The organism is Microcoleus sp. B7-D4 (assembly GCF_036705125.1).
Classification (GTDB): Bacteria; Cyanobacteriota; Cyanobacteriia; order Cyanobacteriales; family Microcoleaceae; genus Microcoleus.
Window position 1 is genome coordinate 1 of record NZ_JAUBTT010000073.1, and the last position, 19,509, is coordinate 19,509.

The 19,509-nt window shown below is 44.1% G+C and carries 23 protein-coding genes; 10 read left to right on the forward strand and 13 right to left on the reverse strand.

From position 1 onward, the window contains the following. Positions 1-296: 296 nt before the first annotated feature. Positions 297-431 (reverse strand): hypothetical protein, encoded by a 135-nt coding sequence (locus QUB12_RS25705; protein WP_333309027.1) that lies wholly within the window; start codon positions 429-431, stop codon positions 297-299. Positions 432-881: 450 nt separating this feature from the next. Between QUB12_RS25705 and QUB12_RS25710 the strand changes: the two genes are divergently transcribed. The 4 genes from QUB12_RS25710 (at position 882) to gmk (ending at position 5,969) form a co-directional block, all read left to right on the forward strand. Beyond that, the gene (locus tag QUB12_RS25710) at positions 882-1,718 is read left to right on the forward strand and encodes a hypothetical protein (RefSeq protein WP_333309029.1); all 837 of its coding nucleotides are present in this window, start codon (positions 882-884) and stop codon (positions 1,716-1,718) included. A 235-nt stretch (positions 1,719-1,953) separates the two neighbouring features. After that, positions 1,954-4,056: a M3 family metallopeptidase gene (locus QUB12_RS25715; RefSeq protein ID WP_333309031.1), complete on the forward strand. Its 2,103-nt coding sequence runs from the start codon at positions 1,954-1,956 to the stop codon at positions 4,054-4,056. Between the two features lie 1,013 nt (positions 4,057-5,069). Next, the gene (gene remA, locus QUB12_RS25720) at positions 5,070-5,336 is read left to right on the forward strand and encodes an extracellular matrix/biofilm regulator RemA (protein WP_190659785.1); all 267 of its coding nucleotides are present in this window, start codon (positions 5,070-5,072) and stop codon (positions 5,334-5,336) included. 78 nt (positions 5,337-5,414) lie between these two features. Then, complete coding sequence (gmk, locus tag QUB12_RS25725; RefSeq protein ID WP_333309032.1) at positions 5,415-5,969, forward strand: guanylate kinase; 555 nt, start codon at positions 5,415-5,417, stop codon at positions 5,967-5,969. A gap of 116 nt (positions 5,970-6,085) precedes the next feature. On the opposite strand, the gene QUB12_RS25730 is transcribed toward gmk, so the two are convergent. Next, entirely contained in the window at positions 6,086-6,871 is a 786-nt protein-coding gene (locus QUB12_RS25730; protein WP_333309034.1) for a hypothetical protein, read from the reverse strand. 236 nt (positions 6,872-7,107) lie between these two features. Here QUB12_RS25730 and xseA point away from each other — a divergent pair, with 236 nt between their 5' ends. Both xseA and xseB read left to right on the forward strand, forming a co-directional pair. Further along, entirely contained in the window at positions 7,108-8,277 is a 1,170-nt protein-coding gene (gene xseA / locus QUB12_RS25735; protein WP_333309036.1) for an exodeoxyribonuclease VII large subunit, read from the forward strand. Further along, entirely contained in the window at positions 8,274-8,501 is a 228-nt protein-coding gene (gene xseB, locus QUB12_RS25740) for an exodeoxyribonuclease VII small subunit (protein WP_333309038.1), read from the forward strand. Before xseA ends, xseB begins: the two co-directional genes overlap by 4 nt. Positions 8,502-8,552: 51 nt before the next feature. Here the strand turns inward: xseB and QUB12_RS25745 are convergent, their stop codons facing one another. The 6 genes from QUB12_RS25745 to QUB12_RS25770 all read right to left on the reverse strand — a co-directional run bounded on the left by QUB12_RS25745 (position 8,553) and on the right by QUB12_RS25770 (position 13,601). Continuing rightward, complete coding sequence (locus QUB12_RS25745) at positions 8,553-9,668, reverse strand: hypothetical protein (RefSeq protein WP_333309040.1); 1,116 nt, start codon at positions 9,666-9,668, stop codon at positions 8,553-8,555. Beyond that, complete coding sequence (locus QUB12_RS25750) at positions 9,669-11,288, reverse strand: AAA family ATPase (RefSeq protein WP_333309042.1); 1,620 nt, start codon at positions 11,286-11,288, stop codon at positions 9,669-9,671. Positions 11,289-11,550: 262 nt separating this feature from the next. After that, positions 11,551-11,760, reverse strand: coding sequence for a CsbD family protein (locus QUB12_RS25755; protein ID WP_333164882.1), 210 nt, complete (start codon positions 11,758-11,760; stop codon positions 11,551-11,553). 197 nt (positions 11,761-11,957) lie between these two features. After that, on the reverse strand, positions 11,958-12,785 hold the full coding sequence (locus QUB12_RS25760) for a PHP domain-containing protein (RefSeq protein ID WP_333309070.1): 828 nt from the start codon (positions 12,783-12,785) through the stop codon (positions 11,958-11,960). A 218-nt stretch (positions 12,786-13,003) separates the two neighbouring features. Continuing rightward, positions 13,004-13,387: a hypothetical protein gene (locus tag QUB12_RS25765; RefSeq protein ID WP_333309044.1), complete on the reverse strand. Its 384-nt coding sequence runs from the start codon at positions 13,385-13,387 to the stop codon at positions 13,004-13,006. Then, positions 13,335-13,601: a hypothetical protein gene (locus QUB12_RS25770; RefSeq protein ID WP_333309046.1), complete on the reverse strand. Its 267-nt coding sequence runs from the start codon at positions 13,599-13,601 to the stop codon at positions 13,335-13,337. Before QUB12_RS25770 ends, QUB12_RS25765 begins: the two co-directional genes overlap by 53 nt. Positions 13,602-13,755: 154 nt before the next feature. Between QUB12_RS25770 and QUB12_RS25775 the strand changes: the two genes are divergently transcribed. Beyond that, positions 13,756-14,082, forward strand: coding sequence for a hypothetical protein (locus QUB12_RS25775; protein ID WP_333309048.1), 327 nt, complete (start codon positions 13,756-13,758; stop codon positions 14,080-14,082). A 148-nt stretch (positions 14,083-14,230) separates the two neighbouring features. Here the strand turns inward: QUB12_RS25775 and QUB12_RS25780 are convergent, their stop codons facing one another. Further along, a complete protein-coding gene (locus tag QUB12_RS25780; protein WP_015176387.1) occupies positions 14,231-14,698 on the reverse strand; it encodes a hypothetical protein in 468 nt (155 codons plus the stop codon). 55 nt (positions 14,699-14,753) lie between these two features. Between QUB12_RS25780 and QUB12_RS25785 the strand changes: the two genes are divergently transcribed. Continuing rightward, a complete protein-coding gene (locus QUB12_RS25785) occupies positions 14,754-15,374 on the forward strand; it encodes a histidine phosphatase family protein (RefSeq protein WP_333309050.1) in 621 nt (206 codons plus the stop codon). A gap of 37 nt (positions 15,375-15,411) precedes the next feature. On the opposite strand, the gene QUB12_RS25790 is transcribed toward QUB12_RS25785, so the two are convergent. Both QUB12_RS25790 and QUB12_RS25795 read right to left on the reverse strand, forming a co-directional pair. Further along, a complete protein-coding gene (locus tag QUB12_RS25790; RefSeq protein WP_333309052.1) occupies positions 15,412-16,314 on the reverse strand; it encodes a HEAT repeat domain-containing protein in 903 nt (300 codons plus the stop codon). 3 nt (positions 16,315-16,317) lie between these two features. After that, positions 16,318-16,791, reverse strand: coding sequence for a hypothetical protein (locus QUB12_RS25795; RefSeq protein WP_333309054.1), 474 nt, complete (start codon positions 16,789-16,791; stop codon positions 16,318-16,320). Between the two features lie 146 nt (positions 16,792-16,937). On the opposite strand from QUB12_RS25795, the gene QUB12_RS25800 reads away from it, so the two are divergent. Next, positions 16,938-17,315 (forward strand): VOC family protein, encoded by a 378-nt coding sequence (locus QUB12_RS25800; protein ID WP_333309055.1) that lies wholly within the window; start codon positions 16,938-16,940, stop codon positions 17,313-17,315. A 230-nt stretch (positions 17,316-17,545) separates the two neighbouring features. Here QUB12_RS25800 and QUB12_RS25805 read toward each other — a convergent pair whose 3' ends face one another. Both QUB12_RS25805 and QUB12_RS25810 read right to left on the reverse strand, forming a co-directional pair. Beyond that, a complete protein-coding gene (locus tag QUB12_RS25805; RefSeq protein ID WP_333142386.1) occupies positions 17,546-17,842 on the reverse strand; it encodes a hypothetical protein in 297 nt (98 codons plus the stop codon). A gap of 42 nt (positions 17,843-17,884) precedes the next feature. Then, on the reverse strand, positions 17,885-18,556 hold the full coding sequence (locus QUB12_RS25810; RefSeq protein ID WP_333309057.1) for a phosphoribosyltransferase family protein: 672 nt from the start codon (positions 18,554-18,556) through the stop codon (positions 17,885-17,887). 168 nt (positions 18,557-18,724) lie between these two features. Between QUB12_RS25810 and QUB12_RS25815 the strand changes: the two genes are divergently transcribed. Beyond that, positions 18,725-19,411, forward strand: a complete 687-nt coding sequence (locus QUB12_RS25815; RefSeq protein ID WP_333309059.1) for a uracil-DNA glycosylase — start codon at positions 18,725-18,727, stop codon at positions 19,409-19,411. Positions 19,412-19,509 lie beyond the last annotated feature (98 nt).

Here is a 19,509-nt window from a genome sequence, read left to right on the forward strand (position 1 = left end):
AGAAGGAAGAAGGAAGAAGGAAGAAGGAAGAAGGAAGAAGGAAGAAGGAAGAAGGAAGAAGGAAGAAGGAAGAAGGAGAATGCAATCCAAACAAAATATCTCGTGCTTAAGATTTGAGACTTCTTGAAGAAGTTGGGAATCTTAAACAGTCTGGGACTCACTCGGACTAAAGAAACCGGGTTTTTTACCCCGTTGCTGCGATTAAAGAAACCGGGGTTTTTTACGCTCATCTGTGGCTGCGACGAAATATTCTTGCAAAAAACCCGGTTTCTGGATACCCGTGCTAAGTCCTAATTTTAAGAAAGTTTTGCATAGAGAGCTGAAATAAAATTAACGCTTAAAAAGCCTACTCCTAGTACGAGAATGATAAAGATGCCGATACTGAAAATAGACTTTAGCCGATCGCCAATTCCGGGTTTTTCTGAATTCATTGGTCAATTTTTACAGTAAATTTGAGAGGGGGAATTGAGAAAGAGTAGATTATACCAATGGGCGAACAAAAAGGCAACTCCCGACAAGCTCCAAACGACGATCGCCCTGAGTAGGTCGCATTTTTTTAACTTTTAATCTAAAATCTCAAATCTAAAATAGTCTTAGGCATTTTTCGGTGAGCCTGGGCAGCCCGAAGTCGATCGCCCGAACCCGATGGGGCTAACTCCTGTAAAATAGAGAGCGCGTTGGGGCGAACCTTTTAACAGCCGGAATTAGGCGCGATCGCCACAGGCTCCCAAATACATAATAATATGTCAGTCATCCTTAACTTACTCACAAAGGTAAAAATAGAAGAGTGCCAAGAAATAATCTAAAACATATAACTGAAAAAAGGATAGAAATCGATGCTCCACCCAGTCTCGCAACCTTACCCACAACGAGCAAATACTATGACCCAAAGAGCCGTGCGGAAGCCAAAACCCTCTGTTGCAAACCACTTGAGACCAAGTTTTCCTCAAAGGCACTGGCTGGAGATGGCAGAGTACGCCTCTCTGGCGGCCTCTGGTGTGGGTTCCCTGGCGGTGGCAGTGTCGGGTCAAGCTTTTTACGGCGTGGCTCCCCTAACCTTGGCTTTGTCGCTGAATGTTGCTAACCGGTATCGGTTCGAGCAGCAAGTGCGGGTGCATCAAAATTCGGAAATGGCCCAAGTCCAAAACTCTGTCAATAAAGTCGAAAAAACGGCGGTGACGGTAATTGTTAAATTACGCAGGCAGTTGTCTGCAGATATTGCAGCGCTGCGCCAGCAAATGGCTGCACTGCCTAGGCATGAGGCTTTTGAGGAGTCGATCGACATCCAGCGGCAGTTGCTGAGTTTAGGAGAGTCGGTAGCTTCTTTGCAAGAAATCGTGGCGTCTGCTGTGCTCGATGTTCGCCAGCAGGTGAGCCAACAACTGCAAGATTTATCGGTTGGTCAATCGGCGAATCTCCAAGCTGTGGAACAGGCTATAGAGCAACTGCAAATCGCCACGCAAGGCTTGGCAGAAACTTCTATCAGCCGAGACGACTGGGAAGTAGTAAATACTCGATTTTTGGAAATCCAGAAAGTCATGGCCAATTTGCAAAGCCAACTGCTAGCTCCCGCGCACCAATCGACGGCCGATTTGTCGATCGTCCAAGCTCAAATCCACCGTTTGGAACACGAGCAGCAAGAAGTTGTCAAACCTCATCTCAAGCGCTTAATCTCAGTTGTCAAGGAGTTGCAGCACACACCAGAGAACCGTCAGTAGTCAGTAGTCATTAGTCATTAGTCATTAGTCATCAGTCATCAGTCAACAGTCAACAGTCAGCAGTCAACAGTCAACAGTCAACAGTCATCAGTCAGAAGGAATACTTTTTCCATCGGACACTCAGACACTCTCGGACTGTCGCCCGATCGAGTCCTACTTTTTCGACAACTGTGTTAAAAGATTAAAAGCTAATCTGTCTAGTTCAACTGTTTTCAACCTGTTACAAGAAAATTAAATGACTGCAACCGTAACTATTGCTGATAACCCGTTACTAATCGGTCAAGGATTGCCCCCATTTGACGCGATCGAATCACAACACGTAGTCCCCGCTGTTACCCAACTGCTGACCGAACTAGAAGCCTCGCTAGCTGACTTAGAAGCCTCTGTAGAACCGACTTGGAGCCGCTTAGTAGAACCATTGCAGCGACTCGGAGAGCGTTTAAATTGGAGCTGGAGCATTGTCGGACATTTGATGGGCGTGAAAAATAGCCCGGAACTGCGATCGGCTCACGAAACAGTGCAGCCGGAAGTAGTAAAATTTTGGAGCAAGCTCAGTCAAAGCAAACCGCTTTATGAAGCTTTTAAAGCGCTGCGGGCTAGCGAAAATTGGGACAGCTTAGAGTCAGCTCAAAAGCGAATTGTTGAAGCCGCTCTCCGAGACGCCCAACTCTCCGGCGTCGGTTTAGAAGGCGAGCAAAAAGAGCGTTTTAATGCCATTCAATTAGAATTGGCCGAAATTACAACCCAATTTTCCAATCACGTCCTCGACGCTACCAAAGCATTCAGCATCACCCTCACAAACAAAGACGAAATTGACGGTTTGCCGCCGAGTTTGTTGAGTTTAGCAGCTCAAGCCGCTCGCAGCGCCGGCGAAGAAAATGCAGATGCCGAAAATGGCCCTTGGCGGATTACTTTAGACTTTCCGAGTTACGGCCCTTTCATGCAGCACGGCACCCGCCGCGACTTGCGCGAAAAGTTGTACAAAGCTTTTATCGGCAGAGCAAGTAGCGGAGAATTGAATAACTGGCCGTTGACCGATCGCATTTTAGCTTTGCGCCAGGAAAAAGCTGCTTTGCTGGGGTTTAGTAGTTATGCCGAATTGAGCTTGGCGAGCAAAATGGCTCCCGACGTTGCAGCAGTAGAAGCTTTGTTAGAAGAATTGCGTCAGGCTAGTTATGATGCTGCTATCAAAGATTTAGAAGAATTGAAAGCTTTTGCTGCCGAAAAAGGCGCGGCGGAAGCGGGAGATTTGAAGCACTGGGATGTAGGTTTTTGGTCGGAACGGCGCCGGGAAGAAAAGTTTGCTTTTAGTGCCGAAGAATTGCGGCCTTATTTTGCTTTGCCACAGGTATTAGACGGGTTATTTGGATTAGTAAAGCGGCTGTTCGGCGTGACAGTAACTGCGGCGGACGGTCAAACTCCTGTGTGGCACAAAGATGTGCGATATTTCCAAATAGATGATGAAGCAGGAAATACGATCGCCAATTTCTATTTAGACCCCTACAGCCGCCCCGAGGAAAAGCGCGGCGGTGCTTGGATGGGCGAGTGCGTGGTGCGCGCTAAATTTGTGGAAGCGGGAAAAACAACTACGCGGTTGCCGGTGGCTTATTTGGTGTGCAACCAAAGTCCTCCGGTTGACGGCAAACCGAGTTTAATGACTTTTTTGGAAGTCGAAACTTTGTTTCACGAATTCGGTCACGGTTTGCAGCATATGCTGACAACGGTAGACTATCCGGGGGCTTCGGGCATCAATAATGTTGAGTGGGATGCAGTGGAATTGCCCAGTCAATTTATGGAAAATTGGTGTTACGATCGCGCTACTTTATTCGGGATGGCAAAGCATTACGAAACCGGGGAAACTTTGCCGGAACACTACTACCAAAAACTGCTAGCAGCGCGCCACTACATGAGCGGCAGCGTTATGCTCAGGCAAGTACATTTTAGCAGCGTTGACATCGAATTGCACCACCGGTATCGATCGGGCGGCAGCGAAACTGTAGCCGATGTCCGCAACCGCATCGCTAAAACTACCACAGTTTTGCCTCCTCTGGAAGAAGACGCATTTTTGTGCGCTTTCGGACACATTTTTGCAGGCGGCTATGCGGCGGGGTATTACAGTTATAAATGGGCGGAAGTGCTCAGCGCTGATGCTTTTGCGGCGTTTGAGGAAGCGGGTTTGGAAGATGAAAGTGCGATCGCCTCTACAGGCAAGCGCTTCCGAGATACAGTATTAGGATTGGGCGGCAGTTTGCACCCGATGGAAGTGTTTAAAAATTTCCGGGGACGCGAACCGAGCACTAAAGCTTTGTTGAGACACAGCGGTTTAGTTGCAGCTTAATTAAGTGTGGAATAACTAGGGATTAATGCAGGTGAATTTATCTGCATTAATCCCTGTTTTTTGTTAAACAAGATTTACACATATCCTGTATGTGTAGGGTGCGGTGTGCATGAATTATTACCGCTATAATTCATATCAAATCCAGTAGCATCGGAATTATATCTCTCTGTTCTCTTCCTCTGTGTTCTCTGTGCCCTCTGCGGTTTAATCATTCCATTCCAATTCAACCGGAATTCATATCATGCGTCAAACCACTTTTTGCCTAACTTGTGCTGACTTCAAAATGTTTGTAGTAAAAACTAAAAGGTTCAGAATTTTATACTAATTCCCCCCATTCTTGCTAGCTATAATCCTGCTATCATCTGTAGGGAAACGGCAATGCCGTGTCCGGCGCGGGACTCGACAAAATTTCATAATAGTTATAAAATTGAGAATTATAGCAACACTTTTTTATTGGTATTAATAGGACTAAAGTCCTCACTACAAACCAATTTTATTGTAGAAAATCATGCAATAAACATCTGTAGTTTGGCACATCATCCCGAATATTTTTGTGGAAAATCGGGGAGAAAGTGCGTTAGCGAAGCCCGCCCCTAGGGGGCTACGCCAACGAAGAGGATCGCCAGCGGCTTTTAGTTTAAGTTGAAAGCCGCTCAAACCAGCTTTTGCGAATATTTGCTGTCATCGATCAGTGATTATACTTAACTTTCCCTCTCCCTGAAATTAAATTTATATTTCGCAACATTTCCGGGCTGTTTTCTCGATACAGCTAATGCTTTTATTTGCAACTAAAAATCGACGCTTTTACCGAATCTTTAAGATAGAGTGGCAACAGCGAGTGTTTTTTGAATTTTCGATAAAGAACGGGGTACTCGGCGTCAAAAGGGTAAAAAATTAATCTCAATTAAAAAAATTAGTTGAGATTAATTTGAGGATTGTAATAAAAAATCTTTGTATATATGATAAAAAGTAAGGAGTGATAGTTAGTCGTTCACCCATAAATTAAGATTTTCATGGATATTCAATTAATTAATATCGGTTTCGGTAACATTGTGTCTGCTAACCGAGTGATTGCCATTGTCAGTCCCGAGTCAGCGCCAATTAAGCGGATTATTACTGATGCGCGGGAGCGGGGACAACTGGTTGACGCAACTTACGGCCGCCGCACGAGAGCGGTAATTATTACAGATTCGAGTCACGTCATCCTCTCCGCGATTCAGCCGGAAACGGTTGCTAATCGTTTTGTGATCAGCAAAGACGGTCAAAGTAGGGATGATTGAGGTTTGTTAGTTGCAATTTGAGCGCTTACAGTTTAGAGTAAGCGGAAACTTAAATTGTTACACGTTTCTATTGTAAAAATGAAATCTGGTAAATTAATTGTTCTGACGGGGCCTAGCGGTGTGGGGAAAGGCACCCTAGTACGATCGCTCCTCAATCGCCATTCCGAATTGTATCTTTCGGTATCGGTGACAACTCGATCGCCCCGCGAGGGAGAAATTGAGGGAAAGCACTATTATTTTGTCAGCCGCAGCCGCTTTGAACAAATGGTTGAGGCTGGAGAGTTGGCGGAATGGGCCGAGTTTGCCGGCAATTTTTACGGTACTCCCTATTTTGCTCTCCAGCAGGGTACCGGTGAGGGAAAATGGGTATTGCTCGAAATTGAGCTCGAAGGGGCGAGGCAAATTAGAAATAAGTTTCCAGAGGCGCTGCGAATTTTTATTTTACCTCCTTCTTGGGAAGAATTGGAGCGCCGGCTGCGGAGTCGGGGTCAAGATTCCGAAAGTGCGATCGCCCGTCGGTTGGTGCGGGCTAAAGAGGAAATTGAAGCTGCGGGGGAATTCGATTTCCAAGTTGTTAATGACGACTTGGAAGTTGCTTTGAAAAAGCTAGAATCAATACTTAATTTGGAGTAATTTTTAGGTGGGGAGGAGTGAATTTTGAAGTTTTATTGATACTAATGCCCCACAGCACGACACGGAAGTCACGGATACACTGATAGTTGTTTTTTCTTCTCACTTATGAATCACCATTAAGAATTAATCCGTGTATCCGTGTCAAAATCAGTGTCGTGCATTCCTTGTTCCTTCAATCTTACCCATTTCTCCGTCCTGGCTAAAACTTCGCTACTTTGTTTGATAGCAACACAAACTTTTAAATTCAATTCCAGAATATTCGATGAAGGCGAAATTTTTCTCAACGGTTCAATTTCGCGAGCAGAACAGCCCAACATTTCCATATAAGCTAGCGTCCAGCCAATAGCTGCAATGTCCCCTACATTGCCTTCTCCGGCGCAAAGGTAACAACCCAATTCGCCCTCCGGCCCACACTCAGGACAAACCCAATTGCCCAGTTGTGAATGGAGCAGATTTGTGCGGGAGGCTGCTGCAATTGTTAATGCTTTAATATGATTTTGAACTACTTGTTTAAAACCTCGGTTTTGGTTGCTGCGCTGGTCGGAATGTGTGTGCGATCGCCCGATCACTACTGCTTGCTGTTGTGGCGAAGCAACAGAGGCTGTTTGGTTCTCCCTGGTTACTCTAGATTCGCCTAGGTTCGCCGTTAGCTGAATACCATAGTCTTTCGACTCTTCAGTCTGAGAGTGGTTGAGTGCGCTGGAGGAATCGGGTTCGGAAGTTGTGAAGGATTGTTCTATGCGATCGGCAAAATCTTGCATTGAGAGGTGATGTTCGATCGCCAAAGACCAAGTTCTTTTATGTCGGAGGTCGCCATATTTTCTGGCTTCTTCCTCAGTAATGCCGATCGCCGCAGCCTCTTGGCGCAGCACATTCATGGAAGTCATTGTATCTGATATCATTAGTTTGTTTGCAGTTAAAATTACGATCGCCCGCTCAGCCTACAAATAAATTACCTTAGATATAGTACAATAGTCCGGACTATTTTGAGATTGTATTCTGAAACCCTTGATTTTTCGTTAGCAAGTCGATTCGGCAATCGCCCTGAAACCCTTATTTTACGCTTGGCAATCACACACTGCCCGAAGCATTGATAGTAGCTAAAATCTAAAATCTAAAATCTAAAATCTAAAATTGGATGACTTCAATTCTTCCCGATACAGCTTTATCTGTTGCCGGACTAACATCTTACCTGCAAGACTTGTTGGAGGGCGATCGCAACCTGCAATCAGTTTGGCTGACAGGCGAGGTGTCGAACGTTTCGCACCACCCCAGCGGCTGCTTTTTCACTCTGTGCGACACCGACAAAAGCGCTGCTATTCGCTGCGTGGTGTGGAATTCTCAGCGGCAAAAATTGGTGCAAATCCCGGAAAAAGGGGAACAGTTGCTGGTTTTGGGAAGCATCCGGGTTTACAAAAATCGCGGCGAGTACCAGTTGACTGTGGTGCAATCGCTACCGGCTGGGGAAGGATTGCAGGCTTTGCGGTTGCAGCAATTGCGATCGCGCTTGGATGCGGAGGGTTTCTTCGATCCCGCCCGAAAGCGCCCGATTCCCGCACACCCGCAAATTGTGGCGGTGGTGACATCCGATACTGGCGCTGCTTGGGGAGACATTCAGCGCACTCTAGCTCAAAGATATCCGGGTTTGCGGGTGTTGCTGTCGCCGACAGGAGTGCAGGGAGAATTCGCTGCTGCTGCGATTGCTAGGGCGATCGCCCGTGTAGAATTGGACGGTAGGGCTGATGTGATCATTTTAGGGCGCGGCGGCGGTTCAGCAGAAGATTTGGCTTGTTTTAATGATGAGAGAGTTGTCAGGGCGATCGCCAATTGTGCGATTCCAATTATCACCGGTATCGGGCACGAAAGAGACGAATCTCTCGCCGATTTAGTAGCAGATAAACGAGCCCACACTCCCACTGCTGCGGCCGCTCAAGCTGTACCAATTTTAGCAGATATTTACTTTGAACACAAGCAGCGAATGGTCAATTTAGCAAACGCTGTGCGAACCAGATTTCAGGCAGAAGAAGAGCATTTGCAACTGTTACAAAATCGATTAAAACGTTTGCCTGCGACATCCCGAACTTTGCGACAAGCAACTGGTAAACTAGAAGTATTGCAAGAAAAGTTATCCGCACTGAATCCGGCGGCGGTATTGCAAAGGGGTTATGCGGCGGTAATCCAAAGTGACGGTACAATCGTCCGCAAAACTGACGGTTTGGAATTGGGAGAGGAATTGACTGTGAGGTTGAGTCGGGGCGTGCTGAAAGTTAAGATTGTAGAAGTATTGGATGCGGAAGAAAAGTTATGATTGATTCGCAGTTGCGCCAGTCTGACTGGAATTATGAGGAAACGGTCGATCGAATTGAAGCGATTATCGATCGGGTGGAATCGGGAGAGTTGCCTCTAGAGGAGGTTTTCGAGCAGTTTGGGGTGGCTGTGGAGTGTTGGCGGCAGTGCGAAAGCTTTTTGGCGCGGGGGAAGGAACAGATGGATTTGTCGATCGAGCTTTTAGCCGCAGAACCCAATTTTTAAGCGCAGGTGTAGGCACTTCGCCTTTATAAATAAAAAGGTAATGACACCTTATCAAGCACGAATAGGACTTTCAGCAATGCACCAATTTATAACAACCTGTCCAATCTGTTCCCAATCAGAATGCTTAGATGGATCGACTATTCTTGCAATCTCATTAGGAGTGTTGTCTTTAAGATATTCAACGGTCTTGCTGAGCGTCTTATCTCCAAACCCAAGTGATATTTTACATTGACATTCTCCACTATTACTACTGCATTGCCAGTTAGCTTGACACGAATTATTTATACGGTCTGATATATTGAGAATTTGAGGAATTTTGACTGACCAAAACTTCTTAATTTGAGAATTTCTTTCATCAATAATTTTTTTTAAATAAGTTCCTTTTTTTATATCTAAAAAATACCTAACCTCTAGACTAATACTTTCAATAATATTTAAGGCTTCAAGTTTTTCCTGATTTCCTGGATACAGTTTAGATAAAATTGAGTTAGGTATTAAGTTTTCACTTTCACGGCAATCAAGAATAAGAATTTGTGTTTTTATACAAGTTGGATCATCACTCTTAAGCAGGCTAGATGCTGTGGAGCCAAGGTTTCCATTAGGAGCAATTTTATCGCTATCTACAATACAAAGGCAAAAGCGTTGTTTTGCTTGTTGAATATTACTATACTCATTAGAAGTTGTATGACCCCCGCCGCCTCTATGTTCGCATACTATTTGTGCATTGATTTTTTTCCATCTAAGACAAACTTTTGCTATAGTTTCGTAGAAAACAGCGTCATCAAGATTTTCACCCAAGAGTATGGTTTTCTGTACTAACTCTGAATCATTAAAAAAACGTGGAGGTACTTTAATAATTTCCTTGTCTGAATCCGAAAGCACTTCTGGTTCATAACAAGGATTAACAATTTCAATATATTTTGTTACCGCCGAAAGATAGGAATAAAGTTGTGTAGATTCGTGGTATAATTTATTGTAAATCTTCCTAGAAAATTCAGATAAACGAGAGCATTGAGCAATCTTTTCAAAAGTTTCTCTCTTAGCCATTACTATATGCTTACCTTCACGACGAGCAGTTGCAAGATTTTCTAAAGCCACAACAGTCTCATCATCCCAAGTATTTTCATCTCCCTTATCTACTACAGAGCTATCAATCAAAATTAGCATTTATACAAGTTCCATTTCAAAAAAACCTAGTGGCCAGTTTAAAAGATACCCATCTGAATCGAATTGGGCATTTCTTATGGTTACTTCTCCCTGTTGATTGGATGGCTCAAACAAAACAATGTTAATTTCATCCTTAGAAATTTTACCTTCAGCAATTAATTGTCCTAGGCGATTTACCAATACTTCACTATGAGTTTCAATCATTAAACGTAGATCAATCTTCTTCTCCTTAGCTGTTTTGATTGACTTAACCAAGGCATCTGTTAAATTCCCTTGCAGACGGGGATGAAGATGTAACTCAGGTTGCTCGATAGCGTATGTTATTGTTCCTCTGTTTACTCGACGAGAGGTTGACTGTAAGTTCCCTTTGGAACTTAGTGACCATAATTGAGTAATAACAGGAAGAATTTGAGAAAAACCAAACCCCGTATCAGCAATATTAAGGTCTTTATCCGAATCCTTGGAACCTATTGTTACTGAAATATGGCCTTCGCTCGATTTAATTGATGGCTTAAATCCCAAGTTATCTAAAGTCCAAGCCGAGAAGCTTTCCATTTCGGAATCAGTTAGATTACGCAAAAACATTGCAAGATTATCACCTTGGTAATCCACTTCATCAACAGCTAAATCTTGAGTTCGGTAATAACGCTTTGCTGTAGCTCGTACTGGCCCAATATAGCTAATATTCTTGGAGAAGTTTGCTAGCATCTCATCACATTCTTCAAGAATATTAGGTATCGCATTTGCGATAATTAGATCTCTTAGGTCTTGAAAATCCTTTGTCTCTACTGTCCAATTTCTTGTTTTATTTTTCCAGCCTTGGCTACCAAAACTATTTTCTTGAATATCTTTGAGCATATTTTCTGAGTTGCCTAGACCAAAGGAGGCTGCCATTTGAATAATAGTATCTAACTTAGTTGCATGATGAGCCGTCTCCTTGGTTTTATCTATCAAAGCATGAAATAAAGCTCTGAAGCGAGTACGATATCTAATAAGACCAGGAGATGGTGAGGATAATTTTTCAAATTCATATTCTTTTTTTTGCTCACTTTCAGTAATAGTTGGCAGAAGCAAACTCCTATCAAATTTTATGGCAATATATTTACCCAAATTTAAGACGTTCAATGAATTATTAACCCAAAAATTTGTTACTGAATCATCCTCACCAAAATCTAATTGGATTTTTGAATCCTCAAACTGCAAAATAATTCTACTTGTTCTTGTATTTTTTTTCTCTTTATGTTCTGATACCTGGAGAGTTAATTTTATATCAAAACTGTTTAAAATCTTTGCTTCTCCAGAAACAAGAAAGTAGGGAAAACCTCTAGGATAGGTTAAGTTTCTTGATTCTAGCTTGAAGTTAAAAGAAAATTCAATATTGTTATTGTCTTCTGCTCCAGTTTGATGAGCATCTTTAAAATTACCGAAGTCAACTAGGCTGCCCGACCAAAGTATTGGCCCAGTTGTTCGAGATTCTACGCTTTGTTTCAAGAGAGGAAGAATACGCAAAAAACTACTCTTACCTGAACTATTTTGCCCAAGGAGAACAGTTATAGGCTTTAACTGAATATAGCCAGTGTCACCGAGGCAACGTAATCTTTCCACTCTAATAGAATCCATTCATACCTCTTAATAAGGAATAAGTTTAATAGGGTTGGCTTTAATCACTCTTGTAAGTTTGCCTTAAGGTAAGTTTTGAAGGGCTATCGCAGGAGTAACCCAATTTTATGCACATTCCAAAAATGAATCAGATCGAACCCAATTGAGGGCACAGCCTTTGATCGGGCTAGCCCCCTCTAAATTTTACATTCAATGCCTGATGAAAATTTTGTGGGGTGGGCGTCTCGCCCGCCCCACAAATACAGTTTAGATGACCGACAGCTTACAATTTGTCGATCGACTTTTTGGCTTTATCTGCCAGATTTTTCACCGCATTTTTTGCATCTTCTGCTGCGTGGCGGGCGGAGGCTTCCGCTTGTTTGGCTTTGCCTTCTACCTGGTCTTTTCTGTTGCCCGTGATATTACCGAAAATTTCCTGAGCTTTGCCTTCTAAATTTTTGCCGATCGCCTTCGCTCTGTCTTCTGTACTCATAATAAGCTCCGTTTGGCAAGTTGCTATAGTAACATTGTAAAATTAACTCACCTGCAATTGCCTTTAACTTCATATTAATTTATATTCTGCTTGACCTCGGTCTTCTGCTGATGATTTACTTGCGGCAAACTCGTCACTAAAAAAGCCAAGAATTTTTTTTGACCACTGTATAAGTCGGCAAAATTCGTCCTCAAAAACTATTTCAAACTCGCCGCAGCAACTTTAATCGGTTCCAGCAATTCTAACGGCAAATGCAGCATATTCAATTGGGTGCTATCTGCGGCTTTCCTTTCAGGATCGGGGCCGTGATAATCGCTGCCACCAGTTGCCAGCAAACCGTAATGAAGACACAAATCTTTCAACTTTTGGATTTGGCTAGAACTGTGGGTGGGATGGTATACTTCAACTCCCATTAAACCAGCATCTACTAATTCTTTTAAGACTTCCTCAACAGCGCCGCCGCGAAATAAATAAGGGTGAGCCCAAACCGGTACTGCGCCGCAACTTTTCAGTAAATCAATGCCTTCGACGATCGAGAATTTCTCGTAATGCACATAAGCCGGGCCGTCATCTCCTAGCCAGCGCTCGAATGCTTCCCGCGATGATTTCGCGTGACCGGCTTTTACCAGCGCAGAGGCAATGTGAGGCCTTCCCGGTGCCATTCCTGGGGATGTTTTTGGCAGTTCGATCGCGTATCCCATTGCTGCTAATTTTTCGACCATTTCCTGCGATCGACGAAACCTTCCTTCCAGGCGATCGTTCAAAGGAACACGCAACTTATTTGCATCGGGATAAAAACCTAAAATGTGCAGTGACCGGCCGTTGTGAACTGTACTGAGTTCGAGTCCGGGGACTATTTCGATACCGTGCAAAGCAGCGGCGGCGAAGGCTTCATCCCAACCCGACATCGTATCGTGATCGGTGACAGCCAAGGCGCGAACCCCCGAAGACGCGGCTGCGGCTACGAGTTCGGCAGGGGTGAGAGTGCCGTCGGAATAAGTAGTGTGGCAGTGGAGTTCTAGCATTTTTTCTGGTAAGTTAAAGTCTGTGAAACCTGCAATTATTCCCCTCACTCACGCGACATATATCGTCGCTGCGCTCGACAAGTGTTTGGGTAATTTCTATCTGTGAGCTGTAATAAGTTTTAGCGCATTTAAGTGGGACATTTATGTTTATTAAAAGCTTGCTTGGGATGGGTCTCTTGCCCACCTTTTCAGTTGAATTTAGATGCAGAACACCTTAGCTATTTCTTGATTTCTCGCATTGGGTAAAGGACACCCTCTGGCAATTTGGGAGGAACCGGCGATATTTCAATACTTTGTATGTTGTGAACTGGGATAACTACCAGTTTATCTGCCAATTCGAGAATTACCGGGTCTGCTGTCAACATTTTGTGCAGGCGAGTGCCTAAAGTTGCTTGCTCTCCTACTGTTCCCTCTGGCGCAATGAACTGGAAGTGTTGCTGTTTGCCGTTGGTATAGTGGATTGTCAGATTGATAATTCCTTCTTGGTTGGTTGCTTGCATAATTTTTTTCCCTAACAGTCGATCGGGACTTCGCAAAATTAACAATAAATCAAAACTGGCGATCGCACCACGATCGCACCACGGCTGGAAAGCTTTTGACAAGACCAGGCTGTCGGTACGAAAGTCCGGTTACTGCTAATTTTATCACAAAAACTGTACGGAAACTCGCCAACTTACCCAGTATACAATTGCCAGTCGCGCTGTCTTTGCTCCTTAATGCGCGAGAGCTTTCGCCAACAATATTGGGTCGATCGGGCTTTCTTGTATGCCAGTTGGCAAAGTGGCTCAATTTAGCCTCTGTAGCGACTTGACTCAAAGCGGTCTCAAGTCATACAGCAGAGGCATTTGAGCGCTTTAGGTGTCAAGGTTTTTCGAGGGGGGAACTGTGGAGGTTGAGATAGCGGCATTCTGCTGTCACTGCCGTTGAGGATTTTTTTATAAATTAATAACATAACATTCAGGTACAGCTTATGAAATCCACACTTTGTTTTCCCGAAACTTCTCTTCACTCTAACGCAGTCACTGTTAATAATAATGCTATTGACTCTTGTATACTTGCAGCTTGGATTGACTTAGTAGGAGGAGATTTTGAGAGCTTGGGAGGAGATGATTGGCTTCCCTTGTGCGGCGACATTGATGACGGCGAAATTTACCGGGAATGGTTTTTGTGGCAAGACAGCGAAGTAACTCAAGAGTGGGAAGCTTACGATCCAATTACTAATTATCGAGTTGTGGCATCTAGCCGAGAAATGATGATTGCTAAAATCGACAAAATAGAAGATGCCCGAAAAATTTAGTTGAGCGGGAGAAGGTTAAATCTTGATTTTCAACTATCATAAGAATTCTGTTAACAAACCCGGTTTCTCCCAACCACATTAAAGAAACCGGGTTTTTCAGACCCCCACTCTAGGTGTGGGTTGAGTTTCACGGGCAGAACATAATAATTTATGTCGCTACTGCTTTTTGTTTTTCTCGTTCTAATTTGCGCTGCTTCAAGGCGGCCAGATTTTGTTTAATTGTGTCGATCGCAAATCCAGCCCCCTGCTGTTGGTATAATTCGCTGGCACGGATCAAATCTGCAACAGCCTCGTCATCCGATCGCAAATTTGCAAAAGCTAAGCCGCGATTGTGGTAAGCTTCTGCTAAAGTTGAAACTTGTTCTACAGCGCTGGTAAATTTATCTTTGGCTTTGCGGTACTTTCCTGACTGATAAGCCTCAATTCCTTGTTGGAAATAAACGGAAGCTTTACTGCCGCTGTCGGTATCTGGAAATTCTGGGTAAGTTAAAATTGGTTCTTTAAAGAGTACAGAAATGCTGCCCTTGCCGAAGTAAGCCCAAGTCATTGTTCCAAACCCAATCCCCAGCACGAGGGCAATAATGACAGACAGAGCAATAAAATTGGTGAGTTCCATAGAGCAATATTTGTTGTATTATAATATGATAAGTTAATTTATAACTTCTGCACCAATGGCTGCGCGGATTTACCTCAAATGGAAATGGTTTTTCCGGTCGCTAGCTTTAGTATTGTCGATCGGCTTAATGATTGCAACTGCAAGTTCTGACGCAGCAACCAAGGCGCAAACTCAAGCAGGGTGGCAATTGTTGCAGCGGGGGGAGACAGGGTTGGTGGTAGCAATGCGACACGCGATCGCCCCAGGTACAGGAGATCCTGCTAACTTTAAGTTGGGTGACTGTTCCACCCAGCGCAATTTATCAGCACAAGGAAGAACTCAAGCCAAGCAAATTGGAGCAGAATTTCGCAACCGCAACATCAAAGTTGCCAGAGTTTTATCGAGTCAGTGGTGCCGATGTTTGGAAACAGCCAAATTGATAAATTTAGGCAAAGTCGAACCGTTCCCAGCGCTGAACTCGTTCTTTAGGGACAGCAGCAAAGAAGCCAGCCAAACAGCGGCAATTCGCAAATTAATTGTGGACAACCGCAACACAAAAGGCGCAATTATTATGGTAACTCATCAAGTAAATATTACCGCGATTACTGATATTGTACCGCAAAGCGGCGAAGCTGTGATTCTCAAAAGCGATCGAGAAGGTAAAATCCAAATAGTCGGACGAATTGGACGATTTTAAGGAGGTAGAAATTTACAGCAGATTGCGGTTAAAGTTTCTAACAATCGTCTAAAATTTCTAGAAGATAGGAACATTCTTGCCGAACATCAGGTGCTTCATCCGACAAGAGACTCTCAATAATTTTGGGCTCCAGCAAACTCCAATATTGTTCGTCTAGCCTGCACAACTCAATAGCAGCAAGTACGCCCGAAATTCTTTCCTCCGACTCCGACGACATCATCCGGTTAATAGAAGCAAGCAATACATGGTTTGGTGGTGATAGAATCTCAACAAGGTTTCTCGCTGTCTGCCGTACAATCGAATGTCGATCTCCGAGACGTAAGAACATCCACTGCAATAAAATATTGTCACCCTGCGGGAATTTCTGATGCCTTAGATTTCCTAATGTTTCGAGGGCAATCGATCGCACATCCCACTCATCGTCAGCAAGGAGACAAGCCAGTATGGGAGCAACAACAGGATTATCTAAATCTCCTAATTTTGCCGCAGCATTATATCTGACATCATTGCGATCGGAAAGTGTTTCGGTAGCAGCAGCAGCCACAACATCAGGCCACTTGGACTCTAGACTGTCTCCCATCCAAAAATTATCGTCAATATAAACAGAATCTCCCATAAATTCGCCTTTGTAGTGAAGGTGAGAATGTACTACAGACGCATTGCCACTAACACGACTAAAATCTGTTGGCGGATAATCATCCGAAGAAAAACAGCCAATAAATTGCGTTTGATGCAAATTGGCAGCTTTAAATAAGGTACCATTCAGACGGCAACCAAAGAACTCTACCATTGATAAGTCGAGTCCTTCTAGACTGCAATTTCTTAAGTCACAGAAACTCAGAGTGTCCTTTGGCTTGATAGGAAGCTCATGCTTTGTATCCCGCCAGTTCCTGCCCTGATACGGTGTTTTGTAAGTGTTCTCTAGCTTAATAATATCCATTGATTATTTTCCTAACTGATCTCTCCAAGAGTTTGCCCATCGGGGAATCACCGGATCGTTGCCGTTGTGGTAGTCTTCAGCCCATTGTAGCGCCTCTTCCATTTTTTGAATTTCTCTAGTAATCTTTTCTTTAGGCTCATTAGGCTCAGACGGCAAATCTAGCAATCTTTTTTTAAAATATGAAATATATTGACGGCACTTTGTATGGTGGATAGTTCCTTTTTTGAGGGACATTGGCTGGTTTTCTACTCCACCTTCAAATTGTTCCTTCATCACCATAAAAGCACAACTTCCATCTCCGTACTCTGCCTCTTCCCGATAGAGATCGTTCATAACCTCTTGAGCATCATCTATCGCCATAGCAACCGCACGGGGAAATCTAGATTCTCGATTCTCAATCAACCTAGAATCTGGGGTTGTTGGAGTGACTCTGAGTCTTCTAAGATTCTGGTTCTCTTGATTTCCTTTTGGATTCATCTCACTTTGAGTAGTAAAGGGATTGCATGGCGAGCAATTGATTATACCAAGACTTGCACAGTCACTCCCTTTTAACTCCGAAGTTTTGATATCGCAGTGAATGTTGTATAATATTACCAATTCCCAATTCCCCCTTACCAATTTATATGACTTTCCAATACAGCGCGGCCCTAGTGACTTTAGCAGACCTTGATAAGGAAGTTCTCGTTAAATTTTACACAAAATTTCTCGACATAGAACCAAACCCTTACATTCCCAATACTTATGCTGAATTTCAACTCCCCGGATTAAGACTCGGCATATTCAAACCCAAAGATTCCCACAAATCGGAATTTGCCAATCGAGCAAAAACAGGCATGAGTTTGTGTTTGGAAGTCAGCGATATCGAAACTGCGATCGCCCGAATTTGGGCTTTAGGTTATCCGCCCAGCGGAGAAATTATCAAAGCTTCTCACGGTCTAGAAATCTATGCCTTCGATCCTGCCGGGAACCGCATAATTTTACATCAACCCATGCGAATCTAGGATAATGGCTAATTATTGGTGAACTCTCCATCTTCTCTTCTCTTTCTACCCTACCCTTCGGGAACCCCTGCGGGGAACGGGAACGGCTTCGCCGAACGCGTCTTCGCGGTTCGTTCAAAAAAACATCTAGTTCACAACCCGCTGAGGATTGCTATATAACTTATGCAATTGCTTAACCGCCTTCGCAATGACATTGTAAAACCCGCCTCTACAAATCAAAACTGCCTTAACTATCTAATCAGTTCAGCAAAACTATAAAAACTGATAATTAATATTAATAACAACAAAGCAGTCAAGTGAGTTAGCTGAAATTGAGACCGCGGGTCGAGGGATTCCCGCACCAAAATTGAAAAAGACGAACCAATTATATAACTCAGAGACAGTGCTAAATATTGCCACTGCAATGTTACACTCCACAGCCCCAGCAACATCATCGCCAAAGTCAACATCACCAACTCAACAAAGCGAGGCGGATTGTGCTGAGTAGACAGAATCAAAGTGTCCAACCAATATTGCCAAGGTCTCATGTTTTAGCGATCGAGCTTTTGGATTTAGCCTTCTAGCTTAACCTACGATCGCCATTCTGTTTGTTGCTGCAAACACCTTAAAGCCTCCGCAGTCTCAACCTGCGGAAATTGCCCGTAAAAGCGACTGACACTGTAAAAAGGGTGAGGAGTCTCCAGAACGATCAACTTATCGGCCATCTGGGCCAAAAATCCCATTAAATCTGCCGGGGCGACAGGCGCGCAAATCCACAAAGCCAGCGGTTGCTGCGACTGCAAAGCCTTAGCCGCCACAGCCATTGTCATCCCCGTCGCAATGCCGTCATCTACCAAAATCGCCAAAGCCCCAGCCGCGTTGATATTTGGGCGTCCAGGAGACAAATCTGCCAGCAGAGATTGAGCATTATTTTGAGCCACGGGCAGGGCTGATTTTTGCAAGCGCCAATTCTGCAGCTTTTGCTTTTCCCAGAGGACGTGACCGTCAGCAGTTGCAGCCCCGATCGCCAATTCTAAATTATCTGGGCGAGTAATTTTCTTAGCGACAACCACATCCAAAGGACAGCCCAAGCGACGCGCTATCGGCACAGCAACGGGCAAACCCCCGCGTGGCAAGGCGTAAACAATCGGTTTCACCGCCTGCTGTGTCATTAAACTCAACTTGCCGAACTCGTCCACAACTGCCTCGGCCAGTTTTTCGCCTGCATCGGCGCGATCGTCAAAAAACGGGTTAGAGAACATATTTTTGCCTGTACGAGCTCAACCAAACAATTGGAGATTGTGCCAGTGTTAATTAGGGATTGTGCAATCGACAGCATCGCACACAAGCTTCTAGCCAATCTCAAATCACCAAACCCGATCTAAACTATAAACTCTAGACTCCAAAATATCTCCCTAATTGTAAAATTTATGTCCAGCGACTTGCAACTCAGCCTTTTTGACAACAATCAAAGTGCCACTTTCCAAACAGACTCAATACCAGCAAATGCCAAAATTCCCATTCCTCCCGGCACTTATCAAAATATGGAACAAATCGGCGAGCACTGCAACCGCTGCTACCGCTGCGAATTGGGCAACAGCCGCACTCACGCCGTCATCGGGCGCGGCAATCCTCAAGCCTCAATTTTGATTGTGGGAGAAGCGCCCGGACAAAACGAAGATGAAACCGGATTGCCCTTCGTCGGGCGATCGGGCAAACTGTTAGATAAGATTTTAGAATCCGTGGGATTGAGTGCAGAAACCGACGTATTCATTGCCAACGTCATCAAATGTCGCCCTCCCAACAACCGCCCTCCGACAGCAAAAGAAATCGAAGCTTGCAAACCATACTTGCTCGAACAAATTCGCATCTTAGACCCCAAAATTATTTTATTAACTGGTGCAACAGCCCTCAAAGGTTTGCTAAGCGACAAGCGGCCCATTAGTAAAATTAGAGGTCAATGGATTGAATGGGAAAATCGTTTGTGTATGCCAATTTTTCACCCGTCGTACTTGCTGCGAAACCCCTCCCGCGAACCGGAGACTCCGAAATGGTATATGTGGCAAGATATGCAGGCTATCAAGGCTAAATTGGATGAATTCAAAGAGCAATTATAATCGATTTTTCTTGTTGATTTGTAGGCAGGTTTGAGGCACAATCTCGGATTTTTACCCACAATCTTAAAACCCGCCCCCACCCACCGAAAAATTATAAT